Raw genomic sequence first — 15,949 nt, 5'->3', positions numbered from 1 at the left:
CGGTGTGTACGCTGAGCCCGTGGGCCGGACGAACATCGACATCGACGACGACCTGATCTCCCGGGTCATGCGCCGGTACGGCCTGCAGACCAAGAAGGACGCCGTCGACTTCGCGCTCCGCCAGGTCAGCGCGGCGCCCATGACCCCCCGCGAGATGCACGCCATGCGGGGCAGCGGCTGGGACGGCGACCTCGACGGGACCCGCCGTGGGGAGGCCGAGGAGCTGGCCGGGCAGTGGCCGGTCGACCCGGCTGCGCAGGAGTGACCGTCCTCGTCGACTCCTCGGTCTGGATCGCCTACCTGCGCGGCGAGGCGGGGGTCGAGACCGACCTGCTCCACGGGCTGATCGCCCGTGGGGAGGCCGCGGCGACCGACGTCGTCCTCCTGGAGGTCCTGGCCGGGACGACCGCCGAGGAACGCGCCGGGCAGCTCGCCCGGTTCCTCGCCGGCGCGGAGCTGCTCCGCCAGGAGTCCCCGGTCGACGTGGAGACCGCCGCCGCCCTGTACCGGGCCTGCCGTCGGGCCGGGGAGACACCGCGTTCGCTCAACGACTGCGTCGTGGCCGCCGTGGCGCTGCGGCACGGGGTCGGCGTCCTGCACCGCGACCGCGACTTCGGTGTCCTCGCCCGGCACGCGGGGCTGCGGACCCTGCCGGCGCCGGCGTGAGGTCGTGCACTTCCGCGGAAGTGCCCGACAGGGCCCGCCTACCCTGGACGGCGTGACGAGCACCCTGGCGCCGGCGGTCGCCCCGCTGCAGCTCGGGCCGCTCACCGTGGACCCCGCCGTGGTGCTCGCGCCGATGGCCGGCATCACCAACCCGGCGTTCCGCACCCTGTGCCGCGAGTTCGGCGCCGGCCTCTACGTCTGCGAGATGATCACCACGCGGGCGCTGGTCGAGCGCAACGAGAAGACGCTGCGGATGATCCGGGCCACGCCGGAGGAGGCGGCGGCCGGCTTCTCCGTGCAGCTCTACGGCGTCGACCCGGCCACCGTCGGGCGGGCGGTGGAGATGCTGGTCGACGAGGAGGTCGCGGGCACCCGCCCGGCGCACGTCGACCTCAACTTCGGCTGCCCGGTGCCCAAGGTGACCCGCAAGGGCGGGGGCTCGGCGCTGCCGTGGCGGCGGGTCCTGTTCCGCGACATCGTCCGCGCCGCGGTGCGCGCCGCCCGCGACGTGCCGGTCACCGTCAAGACCCGCATCGGCATCGACGACGACCACGTCACCTACCTCGACGCCGGCCGGATCGCGCAGGACGAGGGCGCCGCGGCGATCACCCTGCACGGGCGCACCGCCGACCAGCTCTACAGCGGCACCGCCGACTGGGCGCCGATCGCGCGGCTGGTCGAGGCCGTCGGCATCCCGGTCCTCGGCAACGGCGACGTCTGGGAGGCCGACGACGCCCTGCGGATGGTCGAGACGACCGGCTGCGCCGGCGTCGTCGTCGGGCGGGGGTGCCTGGGCCGGCCGTGGCTGTTCGGCGACCTGGCCGCGGCCTTCGCCGGCTCCCCGCGGCGGGCGCTGCCGACGCTGCGCGAGGTCGCCGCCGTCATGCACCGGCACGCGCAGCTGCTGTCGGCCGGGCAGGGCGAGCTGCACGGCTGCACCGACTTCCGCAAGCACGTCGCCTGGTACCTCAAGGGCTTCTCGGTCGGCTCCGACGTCCGCCGTGCCCTGGCCATGGTCAGCTCCCTCGACGAGCTGGCCGGCCTGCTCGACCGCATCGAGGACCAGCCCTACCCGACGGCGGTCCTCGGCGGTCCGCGCGGGCGCACCAGCAGCCCGCGGCCGGTGGCGCTGCCCGAGGGCTGGCTCGACGACCGTGACGACCCGCGCCCCCCGGCGGGCGCCGAGCTGGAGACGAGCGGCGGATGACCGGCCCGTACCTCTACGACGAGGGCCCCGAGCGGCTGCACACCAGCACCCCGCGCCGCCGCAACGGGCTCGTCCTGGGCATCTTCGGCGCCACCGTCGCCGTCGGCGTCGGGATGGTGGTCGCCCTGCCGCTGGTCAAGGGGACGGCGGAGGAGCAGGCCCGCGAGGTGGTCGGCGTCTTCACCGCGGCACTGGCCGCCGGCGACCTCGAGACCGCCGGCGGGCTGCTGTGCCAGGCCGAGCACGACCGCGCCGACACCGAGGGCGTGGACGTCGGCGAGGTCGCCGCCGGGTACGCCCGGCCGGGCACCGCCGAGATCCTGGCCGTCGAGCCGGGGGAGCAGGGGGACCGGGACTCCCAGGAGGTCCGGGTCCGGTGGGACGACGGCGGGACCGGCACCGAGACGACGCTGGTCGTGGTGCTCGAGGAGGGCCCGCGGGTCTGCGGGACCTCCGGCTGAGGCGGGCGCCGCGGCCACGACGGGAGCCCTTTCCCGACCCGGCCCCGGCTGTCACCATGTGCGCCGCCCGGCGGGGAGCCGACCGGGCCCGCACGAGAGGAACCCCGGTGTCGCAGCCGCCCCACCCGTCCGCGCCCTACGCCCCGGCCGGTCCGTACGCCCCCGCGGGTCCGTACGTCCCCCCGGCCCCGGCCGCGCCGCCCGCCCCCGTCGGGGTCGCCCCGGCCGCGCCGCCGGTGCCGCCGCCGGCCGCGCCCACCCAGGTCGGCTTCCCGGGACAGGTGCAGCTGCCGCCGCAGCCGCAGTACGCGCCCACGCCGCAGCAGGCGGCCGCGATGCAACAGGGGCCGCCGGCCACCGGCTTCCCGCTCTACGTGTCCCCGCCGCCCTCGCCGGTGAACCGCACCGGCCTCTACGTCGGCGTCCTCGTCTGCGTGCTGACGATCCTGTTCGCCGTCGTCGGCTTCGTCCTCGTGGCCTGACGTCCCCGCCGGCCGGGGCCCTCCGGCTCCCCGACCGCCACACCGGTCCCGGCTGCCGCGCCCGGCACGGGCCCCGTGTTATCCATGACCGGTGGCGCGGGTGGGGTCTCTGGTGTCGCGGGTGTTCGCCGCGGCCGTCCTCGCCGCCCTGCTGCTCGTCGCCTCGACGGCGGTCGCGATCTGGTGGACGGCGCGCCAGGACGCCCGCCCGTCGTCGGACGCGATCGTGGTGCTGGGGTCGGCCCAGTACAACGGCGTGCCGTCGTCGATCTTCGAGGCGCGGCTGGAGCACGCCGCGTCGCTGTGGGAGGACGGCGTCGCGCCGGTCGTGGTGACCGTCGGCGGGAAGGCGGCCGGGGACCAGTTCACCGAGGCCGAGGCCGGCCGGGACTACCTGCTCGACGCCGGGATCCCCGAGGAGTCGCTGCTGGCGGTGCCCGAGGGCGTCGACACGCTGGAGAGCATGCGCGCGGTCGGCACCGCCTTCGACGAGCGCGGCTGGTCCGACGCGGTCCTGGTCACCGACCCCTGGCACGCCATGCGGGCCGAGCGGATGGCCGAGGACGCGGGGATCTCCGCCGAGAGCTCCCCGACCCGGCAGGGTCCGGCGGTGCAGACGCGCGGCACGCAGTTCCGGTACATCCTGCGGGAGACCGCCGCCTACCTGCTCTATCGCGTGACCGGGGAGAGCGTCGCGGGCGCACCGGGCATCGGCTGAGGAGGGCACGTGCTGGAGCTGGGCAGGGGCCGCGGGGAGCTGCCGGTGCTGCGCGACGGCGAGCCCGTGGCGCACCTGCGCTCCACCGACTTCTGGAGGGAGGGCTCGGTCGCGGTGGTCGGGGACCGCGAGTGGGTCCTCGACCGGCGGCGCGGCGGCACCCTCGCCGGCCGGTGGGCGGTCGACCCCGCGGACGCCGTCCGCCTGCGCGCCGAGCAGGTGTCGGTGTGGCGGGGCACCTGGCGGCTCGACCTCGCCGGCACCGTCGTCGACGCCGTGCCCGCCTCCTGGTGGCGGGGCACCTACCGGTTCACCGCCGGGGAGCGGACGGTGGCCGAGAGCGGGTCCACCGGCGGCTGGTCGCCCCGGCCCACGCTCACCGCGGACGAGGACCTGCCGCTCGACGCGCAGGTGTTCCTGCTGTGGCTGGTCCTGGTGCTGCAGCGGCGGGCCTACGGGGCGGCGGTCGCGGCCTCGGTGGGCGGCGCGGCCGCCGCCGGGAGCAGCTGAGCCCGACCCGTGCGGGCCGTCGTCCCGGGCCGTCGTCCCGGGAGGGGATGATCGGTGCCGGGACGCGCACCGGCGTCCCGGCAGCAGCACGACGGAGGGGGCCCATGGCCGGCCGGGGACGCATCCGAGCGGCGGACATCGCGCTGGTGCGCGAGCGCAGCCGGATCGACGAGGTGGTCGGCGAGCACCTGCAGCTCAGGCGGGCCGGGGGCGGCAGCCTCAAGGGCCTGTGCCCGTTCCACGACGAGAAGTCGCCGTCGTTCCACGTCACGCCTGCGCGCAACCTCTTCCACTGCTTCGGCTGCGGAGCCGGCGGGGACGTCATCAGCTTCGTCCAGCAGATCGACCACCTGAGCTTCACCGAGGCGGTCGAGCGGCTGGCGGCGCGGGCGAGCATCGACCTGAAGTACGAGGACGACGGCGGCCGCCCCACCGGCGCGCCCGACCGCGCGCAGGTCGGGCAGCGGGCGCGCCTGGTCGCGGCCAACACCGCGGCCGCGGAGTTCTACACCGAGCAGCTGCGCAGCCCCGAGGCGGCGCCGGCGCGGCAGTTCCTCGCCGACCGCGGCTTCGACCGGCAGGTCGCCGTCGACTTCGGCTGCGGGTACGCCCCGGGCGGCTGGGACGCGCTCACCCGGCACCTGCGCGGGAAGGGCTACACGCAGCAGGAGCTGGTGACGGCCGGGCTGGCCAAGGAGTCCTCCCGCGGCACGCTCATCGACCGCTTCCACCGGCGGCTGGTCTGGCCGATCCGCGACATCACCGGCGACGTCATCGGGTTCGGCGCCCGCAAGCTCATGGACGACGACCCCGGCCCCAAGTACCTCAACACCCCCGAGACGCCGCTGTACAAGAAGAGCACCGTCCTCTACGGCATCGAGCGGGCCAAGCGCGACATCGCCCGGCGGCACCAGGCCGTCGTCGTCGAGGGCTACACCGACGTCATGGCCTGCCACCTCGCCGGGGTGACCACGGCGGTGGCCTCCTGCGGCACCGCGTTCGGCCCCGAGCACATCAGCGTGCTGCGGCGGCTGCTCATGGACCAGGACGAGTTCCGCGGGGAGGTCGTCTACACCTTCGACGGCGACGCCGCGGGCCAGAAGGCCGCGCGGAGGGCGTTCGAGGAGGACCAGCGCTTCATCGCGCAGACGTTCGTCGCCGTCGAGCCCGACGGGCGCGACCCCTGCGAGCTGCGCCAGGCGCACGGCGACGCCGCCGTCCGCGACCTGGTGGCCCGGCGGACGCCGCTGATCGAGTTCGTGCTGCGCACCACGCTGGCCGAGTACGACCTCGACACCGTCGAGGGCCGGGTGGCCGCGCTCGACCGGACCGCGCCGCTGCTCGCCCAGGTCAAGGACCACGCGCTGCGCCCGGCCTACGCCCGGCGGCTGGCCGGGCTGATCGGCGACACCGACGAGGGGGAGGTGCTCGAGCGGGTCCGGCGGATCACCGGCGGGGAGACCGCCCCGCCCCGCCGGCCGCGGCAGCCCAAGCGCACCCCCGACGACGCCGCGCTCGCCGTCGAGCGGGAGGCGGTCAAGGCGGCGCTGCAGGTGCCGGAGATCGCCGGGCCGTCGTTCGACGCCGTCCCGCCCGCCGCCTACACCGATCCCGACTACGCCGCCGTCGCCGCGGCCGTCGCGGCGGCCGGGGGAGCGGCCGCCGCCCGGGTGTCGGGTCCGGCGTGGCTGGACGAGGTGGCCGGGCACTGCGAGCGGGAGACCGCCCGCGCGCAGCTCACGGCGCTGGCGGTGGAGCCGCTGCGCTCGGTGGGCGACGCCGACGCCGTCTACGTGTCGGCTGTGCTGGCGCGGCTGCAGGAGATGGCCACCGTGCGGCAGGTGACCGCGCTGAAGGCGAAGCTGCAGCGGATGAACCCCGTCGAGCAGGGTGACGAGTACATGCGCGCGTTCTCCCGGCTGATGGCGCTCGAGCAGGAAGCCATCTCGCTGCGGCAACGGGCGATCGGCGGGCTGACGTGAGCCTGGGCGAGCGGCTGCGCCGACGGTTCGCCCGCCCGCCGGAGCCGGTGCGCGCCGTCGTCCAGGCGTCGGCGGACGCCGACGAGCGGGTGCTGGCGTGGGGGGAGCTGGCGCGCGGGCAGGGCTGGCTGACCGCCACCAGCCGCGGGCTGCGCGTGGTCCCGGCCGACCTGCGGCTCGACGCGGCCGGCGACGTCGGCGTGCTGCGCTGGCACGAGGTCGGTGCGGCCCGCTGGGCGGCGACCAACGACGGCGGTGGCACGTTCACCGTGACCGCGCTGGCCGAGGTGGAGCCCGGCGTGCAGGCGCGGGAGCCGGCCGAGCGGTACGCGCTCACCGACGCCGGCGACCTGCCGGCCGTGGTGCGCCGGCGGGTCGACCAGACTGTCGTCGCCAGTCGCCGCTCGCCGCTGCCCGGCGGGGGAGGGGTGCTGCTGGTGGCCCGGCGGGTGCCCGGTCAGGCCGCCCGCGAGTGGACCGTCGTGTTCGACGACGACGCCGACCGCACCGACCCGGAGGCCCGGGCCGTGGCGCGCGCCAAGCTGGAGGAGGCGCTCGCCGCCGAGCAGCCGGGCTGAGCCTGGCCCGCCCGGCGGCGCCTGCTCAGCCGACCGGCGGCGGGTCGGCGGGCAGCGCCGTCAGGTCGGGGGCCTCGGTGGTCGTCGCCGGGGGCAGCGTCGTGGTGCCGGTGCTGCGGGCCGGGGCCGGCGCGGGGCCGGTGTCGCGGCCCATCTTCTCCTTCACCGAGCTGACGACGTCGTCGGCGCGGGCCTGGGCCATGCCGGCCAGCCCCTGCAGCTGCGGGTTGTCCTTCGCGTCCGACCACAGGCCGAGGATCTGCTCGTAGCGCTCACGGCCGGCCTTCGCGCCGAGGACGTACCCGGCACCGAAGCCGAGGAGGAAGGAGAACTTGGCCACGGGGACCTCCGTGTTCGAGACGTCAACGACCGGGTGATCACGCTACGGGCGGACGCTCCCGTCCGCGATGGGAGGAGCCTGCGCAGGGCGCCCGGGGCCGTCAGGTACTGTGGACCTGCGCGCGGGCCACGCCCGCCCGTCCCCCGTAGCTCAATTGGCAGAGCATGCGACTGTTAATCGCAGGGTTATTGGTTCGAGTCCAATCGGGGGAGCATCACCCCAGGTCAGCGGCCTGACGTAGTCGCGGGGTAGCGCCCCGCGACCAATTTACGACCAACAAACGAGCGGACCGCTCACCTCGGGCGAGGGCATCCCTCCGCGGCGGTGGTCATCGAGCAGGTGGCCTACGAGGACGTGCCGGCGCCGCGGCGGTCGACCTCCCTGAGCTGTGCGCCAAGGTCGTAGAGCCTCACTGCGCGCTGAGGCGGACGCGCTCCGGCGGCACACTCGTGAGGTGACGGCCCCAGCCGTAGTCGTGCAGCTGCCGCCAGGTGACCGCGGCGCGCCAGCCGAACCCGTCGTCGCACAGGCGCCACGCGGTCTGGTGTCCGCACCACCACCGGCCGTCGTTCTCCACCTCGACGTCCCGCGGTGGGTCGAACCGGCGCTCGTCCAGCAGGCGGATGGAGACCGTCACCCAGACGGTGTAGCCGCCGGCGCGGACGTGCCACGCCCACCGACCCTCTGGTGTGACATCGCGTGACCGAACCGTGCCGACTGGACCGCGGCACGTGGACGATGCGCACCATGGCCTACCAGGCGTCGACGTCGCTGCCCCATGACAACCTCGAGCGGGCGACCGCGGGACTGCGGGCCGCACTCCGTCACCGAGTGCTCGACGCCGGTGACCCGGGGCTGCCGGACTGGTCAACACTGACCGTGACCGGCCCCGAGATGGCGGGCGACGAGCGCGGCCGGTCCTGGTTCACCTGGACTGCCACGGTGACAACCCGCCCGTAGCGCGCATGACTTTGCGGGTGTGGGCGGATCACGGCAGGTCGGCCGCTAGTGCGTGACTCCAGCGCTTCCTTCCTGCGCAACTGACACCCGCGGCTCCGAGACCAAGTGGTCCCCGCGCCGCGGCTTGTCACTTCTCCCTGCGCTTGTAAGGGGTCTGCGACAGGGCACTGCCGACGGCGGTCTTCGACGCCTTGCCGGTGCGCTTGTCGCGTAGCACCTTGGAAGCCGCCTTGGCGGCCTTGGGGCTGGTCTGGTTCTTCTCCGCCATCGCTCCTCCTCTCGAGGATCGACGTCGACAGAGACGGGGCCTCCGGCGCCCCACCGACAGAGTCGACCGATCACCGCAGTGAAAAGCGCTACTTCCGCAGCCACGTCGGGTCTCCGATCGTGGCTCGGACTTGCTCGAGCTCCTGTAGTCCGCGCAGCACGGACGCGGCGAGCAGGACAGCAACGACGGCGTTGCCCTCGTTAATATGGCTCGGCTCGGCGACGTGGCAGGTGACGTGGCGACTCAGCTCGTCAGGCATGGGGTCAGGTGACTTCGTCGGATGCCAGTCGTTGTAGAAGCTGTCGAGCGGAGCCAGCGCTGCCCGCAGGCGGATCTCGACGTAGGCAACTTCCTCCAGGTCGACCCGGACTCGGTTCTGGACCTTCTTTGACTTGTCGTCGATCGCGAAGCGGGTCGCTGACTCGACGACCACCGTGGCAAGTGCTTGGGCTGCTTCTGCATGTCCAGCGGCAAGCGCTTCGACGGCCTGAATCGCCAGCTGCACCTTGCCCGCGTAGTCAGGTGCGCTCACCGTCGCAAGCAGTGCTCGGCAATCGTCGACGACCTCGTTGCGTCGAGCGATCAGCGTGGCGATACGGGCCGGCCGGTCCGCTGCGTCGAGCAGTTCACGCACGATCTCGCTACGAGGAACCCACACTAGGGGGATGCCGTCGCCCTGAATCACGGTCGGCAACGCATCGAAGTTCAACTCGCCTGACCAGTTGGGCGGCTGGCTCTCCCGAACGCGAGCAATCCGCTCCGCGAGATCGGGAGGCAGAGTGAACTTAGGGAGTGGTGGCAGCTCGAAGTCGAACTTCGAGAGGTTGGCCGCCATGCGCTCGCGCACCTCCGCGAACGCCGGCTTAAGGGTGTTGGAGAGCTGAGTCTGTGCGGCTTGGGCGATCGGGGCCAACAAATCCGCGATGCGCGACCGGAGGGGATCGAACGCTGCAGACCAGTCGACCTCCTCGTGCTCGCGGTCCTCATGCTCACGGTCCTTGTGCTCGCCGTCGTTGTGCTCGCCGTCAGCCGGTGGCTCAGTCATGGCCTCGAAGCTAGCCGCGGGGTGCGGTAAGGCCCTTAAATATCGTCCTCTGTCTGAGGCTTCAAACTCACTGAACTAGCAGGGGACGCCTGAAGTAGCCGCAAGCCGAAGGGGCCCCTCCGGAAGTCCGGAGGGGCCCCTTGCCTGTGGCAGCTCTTCGTGCAGCCGCTACCGGGCCGGCTACGGCGCCGTCCCGGTAGCGGCTGGGAGCAGATCAGCCGACGTGGTCCTCGTCGTAGTCCTCGTCGAGGTCGTTGTCCTCGCCGATCTCGTCCAAGTCGACGAGGTCGTCCTCGTCGTGGTCCTGCTCCGCGACGTGAGGCTCATCCTCGCTGGGCTCATTCAGGGTGATCAGCGCGCTGATCTTGCTGCCCATGGTGCTCAGCTGGCGCCAGTCATCCTTGGTGCCCAGGGCCGGCCCGACGGCCCCGTCGCCGGTGGCGGCGAGGCGCAGCAGGCTCTCAAGGAGGTCGACCGCGGACTCCAGCTCCTTCCGCAGGGCCTGCCGGTAGGAGCTGGCCTGCTGGCCCGGGGTGCCCTCGGGCATGCGGAAGCCGCCGCTCCTGGCCTGCTCCTCCTGCTGCTCCGCCATAGCCCGCGCCGCCCGCTCAGGGTCGGACAGCCGGACGACCTCCCCGCGCTCAAGCAGCTCCGCCTGCCCCGTGCCATCGACCAGAGTCGTCTCCGGCTGATCCGGGTCGACCACCGGCACGGCGTAGCTGTTCTCGGGCAGCTTCCCGCCGTCCTTGAAGTCGCGCTTCGAGAACGAGTTGATCGCAGCGGCGTCGGCCTGGAAGGCCTGGGCGGCGTGAGCCAGCTGGTAGAGGCCGGCCTTGTTGTCCTGGTGCCCGAGCTCGGCGATGACGTCGTTCGGGTTGGCCCGGAAAGGCACCTCACCAGACTGCAGGGCACTGCCGATGTTGCTGCCCACCAGGCCGTCGGCGACCAGGGCAACCCCGCCCGCGACCATCAGGGTGCGCCGGGCGTTGGCGTCCCCGTTGAGCGCCCGGGGCACGAGCGACAGGAAGTCGCTCGTGGGCACCGGCTCCCAGTCGGCGCCGTAGAGCGCGTGCGGGACCGGGCCGCCACCATTCCAGGCCCGGCGCGCGGACTGCAGACTGCGGGCCTTCGTCGTGCGCCAGGGGACGTCGATGAGCGGACCGAGGTAGCCGGCGTAGGCCTTGTTCCGGATGATCGTCTTCCCGGTCAGGGACCGCAGCTGGTCCTTGATCTTGGCGAAGGCGATCGGCTGGGTGAACGCGTGGATCAGGTAGACCGCGCGCCACAGCGCCGTGTCCGGGATGGCGGAGTTCCCGAACACCTTGGAGGTGCATTCCGGGCCGAGCGCGCCGGTGGCGAGCTTGACCACGTCGGGGTGGAGGTGGCGACCGTGGAGCGCGCGGGTCAGGGCGCGCTCACCGATGTCGATGCTCTTGGCCGCCTCGTCCCAGCCGCGGAACTCGGTGTGGATGCTGGCCACCACCGCGCGGATGGACTCGGGGAAGACCTCCGTCGGGGGCAGCGTCGTCGTGAGGGCAGCGTGCACCCCGACGTAGATCTCCGCCGGCATGGTGAAGGTCTGGCCGATCCGCACCGCGTCCTCGGTCGGCGAGCCGGTGGCCATGCCCGCCGTGAAGCGGGTCCGCAAGTCCGCCGCCACCCGATCCCGGCCCCGGGCGTGGTCAATGGACGGATCGGGGGCCTTACCGGCACGGGGCGGCTGGGTGGCAAGCAGGTCACTGATGCCCTGCTTGGCCACCTCGTCCGCGCTCGGCTTGCCCCCCATGCGCGCGCTGATCGAGCGGACCCAGCGCGTGATCCCGTCCCGCAGGGCGATGACGTGGAAGGACGGCGTCTCGTCCTCGAAGTCGAGGCGCGCCACGTGACCCAGAACCGCCCGGCCGACCCGCCGGGAGAGGATGGAGGGCTCGTAGTCCGCACCCGTGTGGAAGGTGTGGGTGATGGTCTGGTGCAGGTGATCCACCAGGTGCTGCATGTTCTTGTAGGTCAGCACCAGCTCGGCCATCGGGTACCCCTCGTCGTCGAGGGCGCCGGTGACCTGCGGCCGCGGGACCGGAAGCCCCTCGGCCTCCGTCCGGGGCTGAAGCAGCGGCCAGAGCTCCGTGGTCATCACAGGCCCGGGCAGCTGATCCAAGGTGGCGGTCTCCACCGTCGCGCTGGTGAGCAGACCGTTCTTGACAAGCATGCCGCCCAGCTCGGGCTGCACCAGCGCCCGGGCGACGGCGTGCCTGCCGTCCTCGGACAGCAGCCCGGCCGTCTCGAGCGCGCGGACCAGGACGCCGCGCGTCTTCGCCGACGACGGCTCAGGGAGCGAACCGGTGAAGTTGACGATGACCAGCGGCTCCTCGCCGCCCACATCGAGGGTGGCGGGGGTGGTGCGAGGCGCCGGCTCGTGCGCGGCAGGGACCGCCCCGTCCGGGGTGTTGTCGCTGCCGAAGTTCGGGCTGACGGGCTCGCTGAACAGAGGGCTAGCCACGGTTGGGCTCTCCAATTCTGGTGCCCGTGGGAGACATCCCGACGCCATGCCGGGGTCCCTGCCTGACACGAAGGCCAGGACGCGGGGGCAACCTTGTCCGCGCTGCGTCTCATCACCACCGAGAGCACTGCACGCCTCGACCAGCTGAGCATCAGTCGGCATGTCCCGACCTAGCCCGTCTGTCTCCGCGGCCCCTGCGGGCCACCCGGACGGTTCCGGTTGTGCAGCGCCTCGCCACTGATGGGCGCGACAGGGAGGGACGGTAGGGAGTCCCGTTGACCTCGTCAACCTGGAGCGGGCGATGATCTTGATCTTCCCTCTAACGGGTTACGACGGGACCCACGGACGCCGCGCGAAGCGAGGGTCGATTTACGAGGGCCGGAGGGCTGACGAGCACCTGGCGCCAGCTGATGTTGACGCGCAGGGGTGCATCGCGGTCACTGTTCCTCTGAGTGCTCTTGCTGGTAGCGGACCTGAGCCTCCTCGACCTCTGCGACGAGCTCGTCGTGCCGGCGCATAGCTTCGGCCCGCGTTTCTGCGCGCTTCTGCTCAAGCTGGGGGCCGTCGTAGACGGCGACGCGCTGGACTCCGTCCGGCTGGGCCAGCTTCTTCAAACTTTGGCTGACGGACTTCAGCTCCGCGGCAGCGTGGTGAATGGTCCGCTCATTCATCCACATCCGGTGACGGAAGACTCCCCAGTCCAGCACCGAGGGAGTAGTGTGCTGATCGCCGAACGAGTCGGTGTACGTGATGGCGACGTCGTGGCGGTCAGGAAGTTTGTAGCGGTCCTGGGCGCGCTCAACACTGTTGTCCCAGAAAGTGCGCCACTCCTGGCCTGGGGCCAGAAACGGGATGCTGCTCGGAAGTGGGACTTCCTGCGCGCCGCCTTGCTGGTCCGTGCGCACCAGAGCAGGCGTGCAGGCGATGGTCACGTCGCGTGCTCCTGTAGTGCCCAGGTTCTGAATCACCACTTCGATTGCCTGCGGAGTCACGCGATTCGGTACGGCAGACATCACGACGTAGGGCTGGGCCTGCTCGCGGCGCAGCGTGCGGGCCTCCTCCAGCTGCTCGCTCGCTACAGTCAACTGATCCCGGAGGCCGATGACTTGCCGTCTGGCGTAAAGCGCGGCCACGACCGCGACCGCGACGGTGGCCACGGCCGCGAGCGCCGCGATGCCGGCGCCGACAGCAGAGACGACGTCGGTCCACGTCGGCTCGCTGGCAGCCGTAGCTGCTGCACCATTGATCGCTTCCCTCATATCTGAAGGCTAGGTCAGCGCTACGACACCGAACCGCTGGTCCCAGTTCCAGGGCGCCGCCTTCGCGTTGCATCTGCAGCCTCGTCGTTCGTGTCCTGGTTCACCGAGGCCATCGGTGGCGAACGCCCAAGCTGTCGGCAGCGAGCGGCACACTCGCTCTGGGCTAGGCGGAGGGAGTCCGATGTTCAATCCTTGGCAGGCGCACGGTCAGCTACTCCGGTGGAGCGTTTCTCAGGCGTACAGCGAGCCTCATGGCGGCTGCTACCAATGCTTTATCACCACGTCCTGGGATGAAGCGGCGCGCGAGATCGAGGATGAGGAAGCAGTCATCGATCAGGCTGGCGGTGAGATTGCCATGGCCGAGGAGGCCCGTGCGGAGGCTGAGGAGTCAGGAGGGGATATCAGCCCCTACTCCTACCTGGACTACGGCGTCATCGGGCTTGTTGCTGCGCTTTCGGCCGCGGGGATCTGTACGGTTTCAAGCGCAAGCCCACCTGACGGCCGTCCCTACGTGGCGCTCGTGGCGGACCTGCCACGGTTGCATCACCTGGCTCGGCTCGTAAGTGAGGTCCAGGGCTGTCAGCTGCAGGCCGGCCACGGGCTAGTCGCCGCTCGACCTCCGAGACGTGCTTGCGGATGGACTCGGCCAGACGCCTGTCGGCCTCCTCCCGCGGCTCGCCGCGCTGGTCCCGCGGCAGCTGATCGACCCACGCGGACAGGGCCTGGATCTCGAGCGCCCGCGTGCGGGCCTCCTCCCGCCAGGCGCGCAGCGGTGGATCGGGGAAGCGGAGGTGCGGCGCGGCGCGGACCTTGGCGCCCGACCCCGACTCATCGTGCGGTTGCCCGCTCATCCGACGCCCCCTCGGCCCGCTGTCCAACGGTCGCGTCCTGGTCCGGGCCTCCGGGAGCCGGCCCCGGTCCGGTGGAAGGTGGCCGGGCCGGCGGAGTGGTGGCCGGCAGAGTGGTGGCCGGTCGACGCTGAGGCCGGATGCGTTCGGCCGCTCGCGCCGGTGGGTGACCGGCCGGCGTCCGAGGCCGTGGTGGGCGCGCTCGCTCGCACCACGGTGCGCACGCCGCTCACAGCAGGCGGAACATCGTCACGGACCACTGCGGCACGTTGAGGTAGACGCGCCCGTCGCCCTCGGTCCACGGCTCGGCGAAGGCGTTGCCGGCCCCGTCCCAGCCACCGAACCGGGCGTCCTGGGAGCAGAGGATCTGTTGCCAACGTCCCGGCTGCCCGGTCGCCACCCCGTAGCCCGCTCCGATGTGGGACGTGTCGCTGGCGTTGACCACGACCAGGACGAGGTCGCCGTCGTCGGTCCAGCGTTTGAACGCGAGGACGCCCCCGGGGTCCCGGTGCGTGACCTGCAGGCCGCCGCGGCGCAGCGCCGGGTGGTCCCAGCGGGTCTGGTTCGCGGCCTGCACGAGATGCCGCATGCCCATCCCGATCTCGTCGCCGGCGATCGACCAGTCGAAGCGGTGGTCGCCGTGGGCGTCGGCCCCGTCGTGCCAGTAGCCGTCGAGGTGGCATTCGCTGCCCATGAACAGCATCGGCGTGCCTTTGATGGCGACGTTGAGGGCCCAGGCCATGCGCGCCTTGGCGCGGGCATACCAGTTCCCGCGGCCGCCGAAGCGTGCGACGAAGTGCCGTTTGCCCTTGCCGCCCTGCTGGTCGTCGCCGCACTCGTCGTGCGAGCCCAGCAGGTAGGTGACGGTGTTCCACGAGTGGGCGTAGGTCTGGCCCGGCCCGTAGGAGTTGCCCGCCAGCCGCTCAATGTTGCCCACCGGGTCGTCGCCGTTGAGCGCGCGGAGGACGCCGTAGAAGGGTTCGACGGTCCAGGTGGCGTGGAAGCCGGCTGAGGACAGGACGGACTCGTGGTCGGGCAGGTGTTCGGCGATGAGGTACGTGCCCGGGTGGCGCCGCTTGGCCTCCCAGGTGAGGTGCTGCATGAACTCCCAGCCGTCGTTGCCCAGCCCGCGGGCCCGCTCCATGGTGCGGGTCGAGTCGAAGCGCAGCCCATCGCCGTTGTACTCCTCCAGGTACATCCCGATGTTCGCGACGAAGAAGTCGCGGATGCCCGGCCGCCAGAACGCCGGCGCGGTGCCCCAGTCGGTGCGGTAGGTGGGATCGGTCCCCAGGTAGCTGTCCCCGGTGCCGTCGGCCCGTTCGTCGAAGTGGTGGAAGGAGCTGTCCTCGTCGCTGATGTGGTTGTAGACCACGTCGAAGATGACGGCCAGGCCGCGCCGGTGGCAGGCGTCGACCAGCGCGCGCAGGTCAGCGGGGCGTCCGTAGGCCGACTCCAGGGCGAAATAGAAGGCGGGGTTGTAGCCCCAGGAGCGGTCGGCCCGGAACTCTTGCACCGGCAGCAGGGCGAGGGCGTTGAAGCCCAAGTCCCGGATGTAGTCCAGCTTGGTCTGCAGCTGGTCGAAGGAGGCCACGCCGTTGGGTGCGACGTGGTCGTCGCGGTAGCCGCAGAACGAGCCGACGTGGCACTGGTAAAGGAGGAGGTCGTCGAAGGCGGGCGTGGTGAACGGTGCCCACGGGTGGCCGGTGTCCACGACGTGGGACTTGTTGTGCCGGTTGTCCAGGCTGGAGCTGTCGGTGTCGCGCGCGGCGGGGTCGAGCCGGTGGTTGACCGCGGGCTCGCCGCGGCCGACGAGCAGCTCGTACCGGCCGCCTGCGCGCAGGCCGGCGACGTGGCCGTCCCACCAGCCGTCACCGGTCGGGGCGAGGGGGGGGGGGGGGGGGGGGGGGGGGGGCGCGGGGGGGGGGCGGGGCGGGCGCCGCGGGGGGGGGGGGGGGGGGGGGGGGCACCGGCCCCCCGCGCCCCCCCCCCGCCCGACGCGCGCGGGGTGGGGGCCGGCGCCGGTGCCGGCCCCACCCGTGGCCGTGCCGGCCGGTGACGCGCCCCTCGGCGAGCTCGTCACCATCTGCCGCCGGGTCTCCGCCGCCGGTGCGCGCGCCCCCGGCGTGCG

At 72.6% G+C, this 15,949-nt stretch carries 17 protein-coding genes and 1 tRNA gene; 11 read left to right on the top strand and 7 right to left on the bottom strand.

The window, feature by feature from the left end:
• Nucleotides 1-19 precede the first annotated feature (19 nt).
• The 9 genes from ACI780_RS19265 to ACI780_RS19225 all read left to right on the top strand — a co-directional run bounded on the left by ACI780_RS19265 (nt 20) and on the right by ACI780_RS19225 (nt 6,604).
• Nucleotides 20-265, top strand: a complete 246-nt coding sequence (locus tag ACI780_RS19265) for a type II toxin-antitoxin system VapB family antitoxin (RefSeq protein ID WP_456871618.1) — start codon at nt 20-22, stop codon at nt 263-265.
• Nucleotides 262-666, top strand: a complete 405-nt coding sequence (vapC, locus tag ACI780_RS19260) for a type II toxin-antitoxin system VapC family toxin (RefSeq protein ID WP_457005005.1) — start codon at nt 262-264, stop codon at nt 664-666. Before ACI780_RS19265 ends, vapC begins: the two co-directional genes overlap by 4 nt.
• Before the next feature lie 52 nt (nt 667-718).
• The gene (gene dusB, locus ACI780_RS19255; protein WP_457005003.1) at nt 719-1,873 is read left to right on the top strand and encodes a tRNA dihydrouridine synthase DusB; all 1,155 of its coding nucleotides are present in this window, start codon (nt 719-721) and stop codon (nt 1,871-1,873) included.
• Nucleotides 1,870-2,334, top strand: coding sequence for an Rv0361 family membrane protein (locus tag ACI780_RS19250; protein ID WP_456871615.1), 465 nt, complete (start codon nt 1,870-1,872; stop codon nt 2,332-2,334). The genes dusB and ACI780_RS19250 overlap by 4 nt, the downstream gene beginning before the upstream one ends.
• Nucleotides 2,335-2,441: 107 nt before the next feature.
• A complete protein-coding gene (locus ACI780_RS19245; RefSeq protein WP_456871614.1) occupies nt 2,442-2,816 on the top strand; it encodes a hypothetical protein in 375 nt (124 codons plus the stop codon).
• Between the two features lie 100 nt (nt 2,817-2,916).
• Nucleotides 2,917-3,534: a YdcF family protein gene (locus ACI780_RS19240; RefSeq protein ID WP_456871613.1), complete on the top strand. Its 618-nt coding sequence runs from the start codon at nt 2,917-2,919 to the stop codon at nt 3,532-3,534.
• A 9-nt stretch (nt 3,535-3,543) separates the two neighbouring features.
• Nucleotides 3,544-4,044, top strand: a complete 501-nt coding sequence (locus tag ACI780_RS19235) for a hypothetical protein (protein WP_457005000.1) — start codon at nt 3,544-3,546, stop codon at nt 4,042-4,044.
• 104 nt (nt 4,045-4,148) lie between these two features.
• Nucleotides 4,149-6,026, top strand: coding sequence for a DNA primase (gene dnaG, locus ACI780_RS19230; RefSeq protein WP_456871611.1), 1,878 nt, complete (start codon nt 4,149-4,151; stop codon nt 6,024-6,026).
• Nucleotides 6,023-6,604 (top strand): hypothetical protein, encoded by a 582-nt coding sequence (locus ACI780_RS19225; RefSeq protein WP_456871610.1) that lies wholly within the window; start codon nt 6,023-6,025, stop codon nt 6,602-6,604. The genes dnaG and ACI780_RS19225 overlap by 4 nt, the downstream gene beginning before the upstream one ends.
• A gap of 25 nt (nt 6,605-6,629) precedes the next feature.
• Here the strand turns inward: ACI780_RS19225 and ACI780_RS19220 are convergent, their stop codons facing one another.
• Nucleotides 6,630-6,944, bottom strand: a complete 315-nt coding sequence (locus ACI780_RS19220) for a YtxH domain-containing protein (RefSeq protein ID WP_456871609.1) — start codon at nt 6,942-6,944, stop codon at nt 6,630-6,632.
• 139 nt (nt 6,945-7,083) lie between these two features.
• On the opposite strand from ACI780_RS19220, the gene ACI780_RS19215 reads away from it, so the two are divergent.
• Nucleotides 7,084-7,156: transfer RNA gene (locus ACI780_RS19215), tRNA-Asn, on the top strand.
• A gap of 197 nt (nt 7,157-7,353) precedes the next feature.
• Here ACI780_RS19215 and ACI780_RS19210 read toward each other — a convergent pair.
• Nucleotides 7,354-7,581 (bottom strand): hypothetical protein, encoded by a 228-nt coding sequence (locus tag ACI780_RS19210; RefSeq protein ID WP_457004997.1) that lies wholly within the window; start codon nt 7,579-7,581, stop codon nt 7,354-7,356.
• A gap of 62 nt (nt 7,582-7,643) precedes the next feature.
• On the opposite strand from ACI780_RS19210, the gene ACI780_RS19205 reads away from it, so the two are divergent.
• Nucleotides 7,644-7,904, top strand: a complete 261-nt coding sequence (locus ACI780_RS19205; protein ID WP_457004995.1) for a hypothetical protein — start codon at nt 7,644-7,646, stop codon at nt 7,902-7,904.
• 127 nt (nt 7,905-8,031) lie between these two features.
• Here ACI780_RS19205 and ACI780_RS19200 read toward each other — a convergent pair whose 3' ends face one another.
• The 5 genes from ACI780_RS19200 to ACI780_RS19180 form a co-directional block, all read right to left on the bottom strand.
• Nucleotides 8,032-8,172, bottom strand: coding sequence for a hypothetical protein (locus ACI780_RS19200; protein ID WP_457004993.1), 141 nt, complete (start codon nt 8,170-8,172; stop codon nt 8,032-8,034).
• A gap of 88 nt (nt 8,173-8,260) precedes the next feature.
• Nucleotides 8,261-9,217, bottom strand: a complete 957-nt coding sequence (locus ACI780_RS19195) for a hypothetical protein (protein WP_457004991.1) — start codon at nt 9,215-9,217, stop codon at nt 8,261-8,263.
• 214 nt (nt 9,218-9,431) lie between these two features.
• Complete coding sequence (locus ACI780_RS19190) at nt 9,432-11,714, bottom strand: hypothetical protein (protein WP_457004989.1); 2,283 nt, start codon at nt 11,712-11,714, stop codon at nt 9,432-9,434.
• 437 nt (nt 11,715-12,151) lie between these two features.
• Complete coding sequence (locus ACI780_RS19185; protein ID WP_457004987.1) at nt 12,152-12,973, bottom strand: hypothetical protein; 822 nt, start codon at nt 12,971-12,973, stop codon at nt 12,152-12,154.
• Between the two features lie 1,077 nt (nt 12,974-14,050).
• The gene (locus ACI780_RS19180; protein ID WP_457004985.1) at nt 14,051-15,532 is read right to left on the bottom strand and encodes an alpha-amylase family glycosyl hydrolase; all 1,482 of its coding nucleotides are present in this window, start codon (nt 15,530-15,532) and stop codon (nt 14,051-14,053) included.
• Between the last annotated feature and the right edge of the window lie 417 nt (nt 15,533-15,949).

The sequence above is a fragment of the Geodermatophilus sp. SYSU D00814 genome (assembly GCF_054050055.1).
The sequence above is the reverse complement of the archived record's forward strand: the minus strand, read 5'-3'. Positions and strand labels throughout refer to the sequence as shown.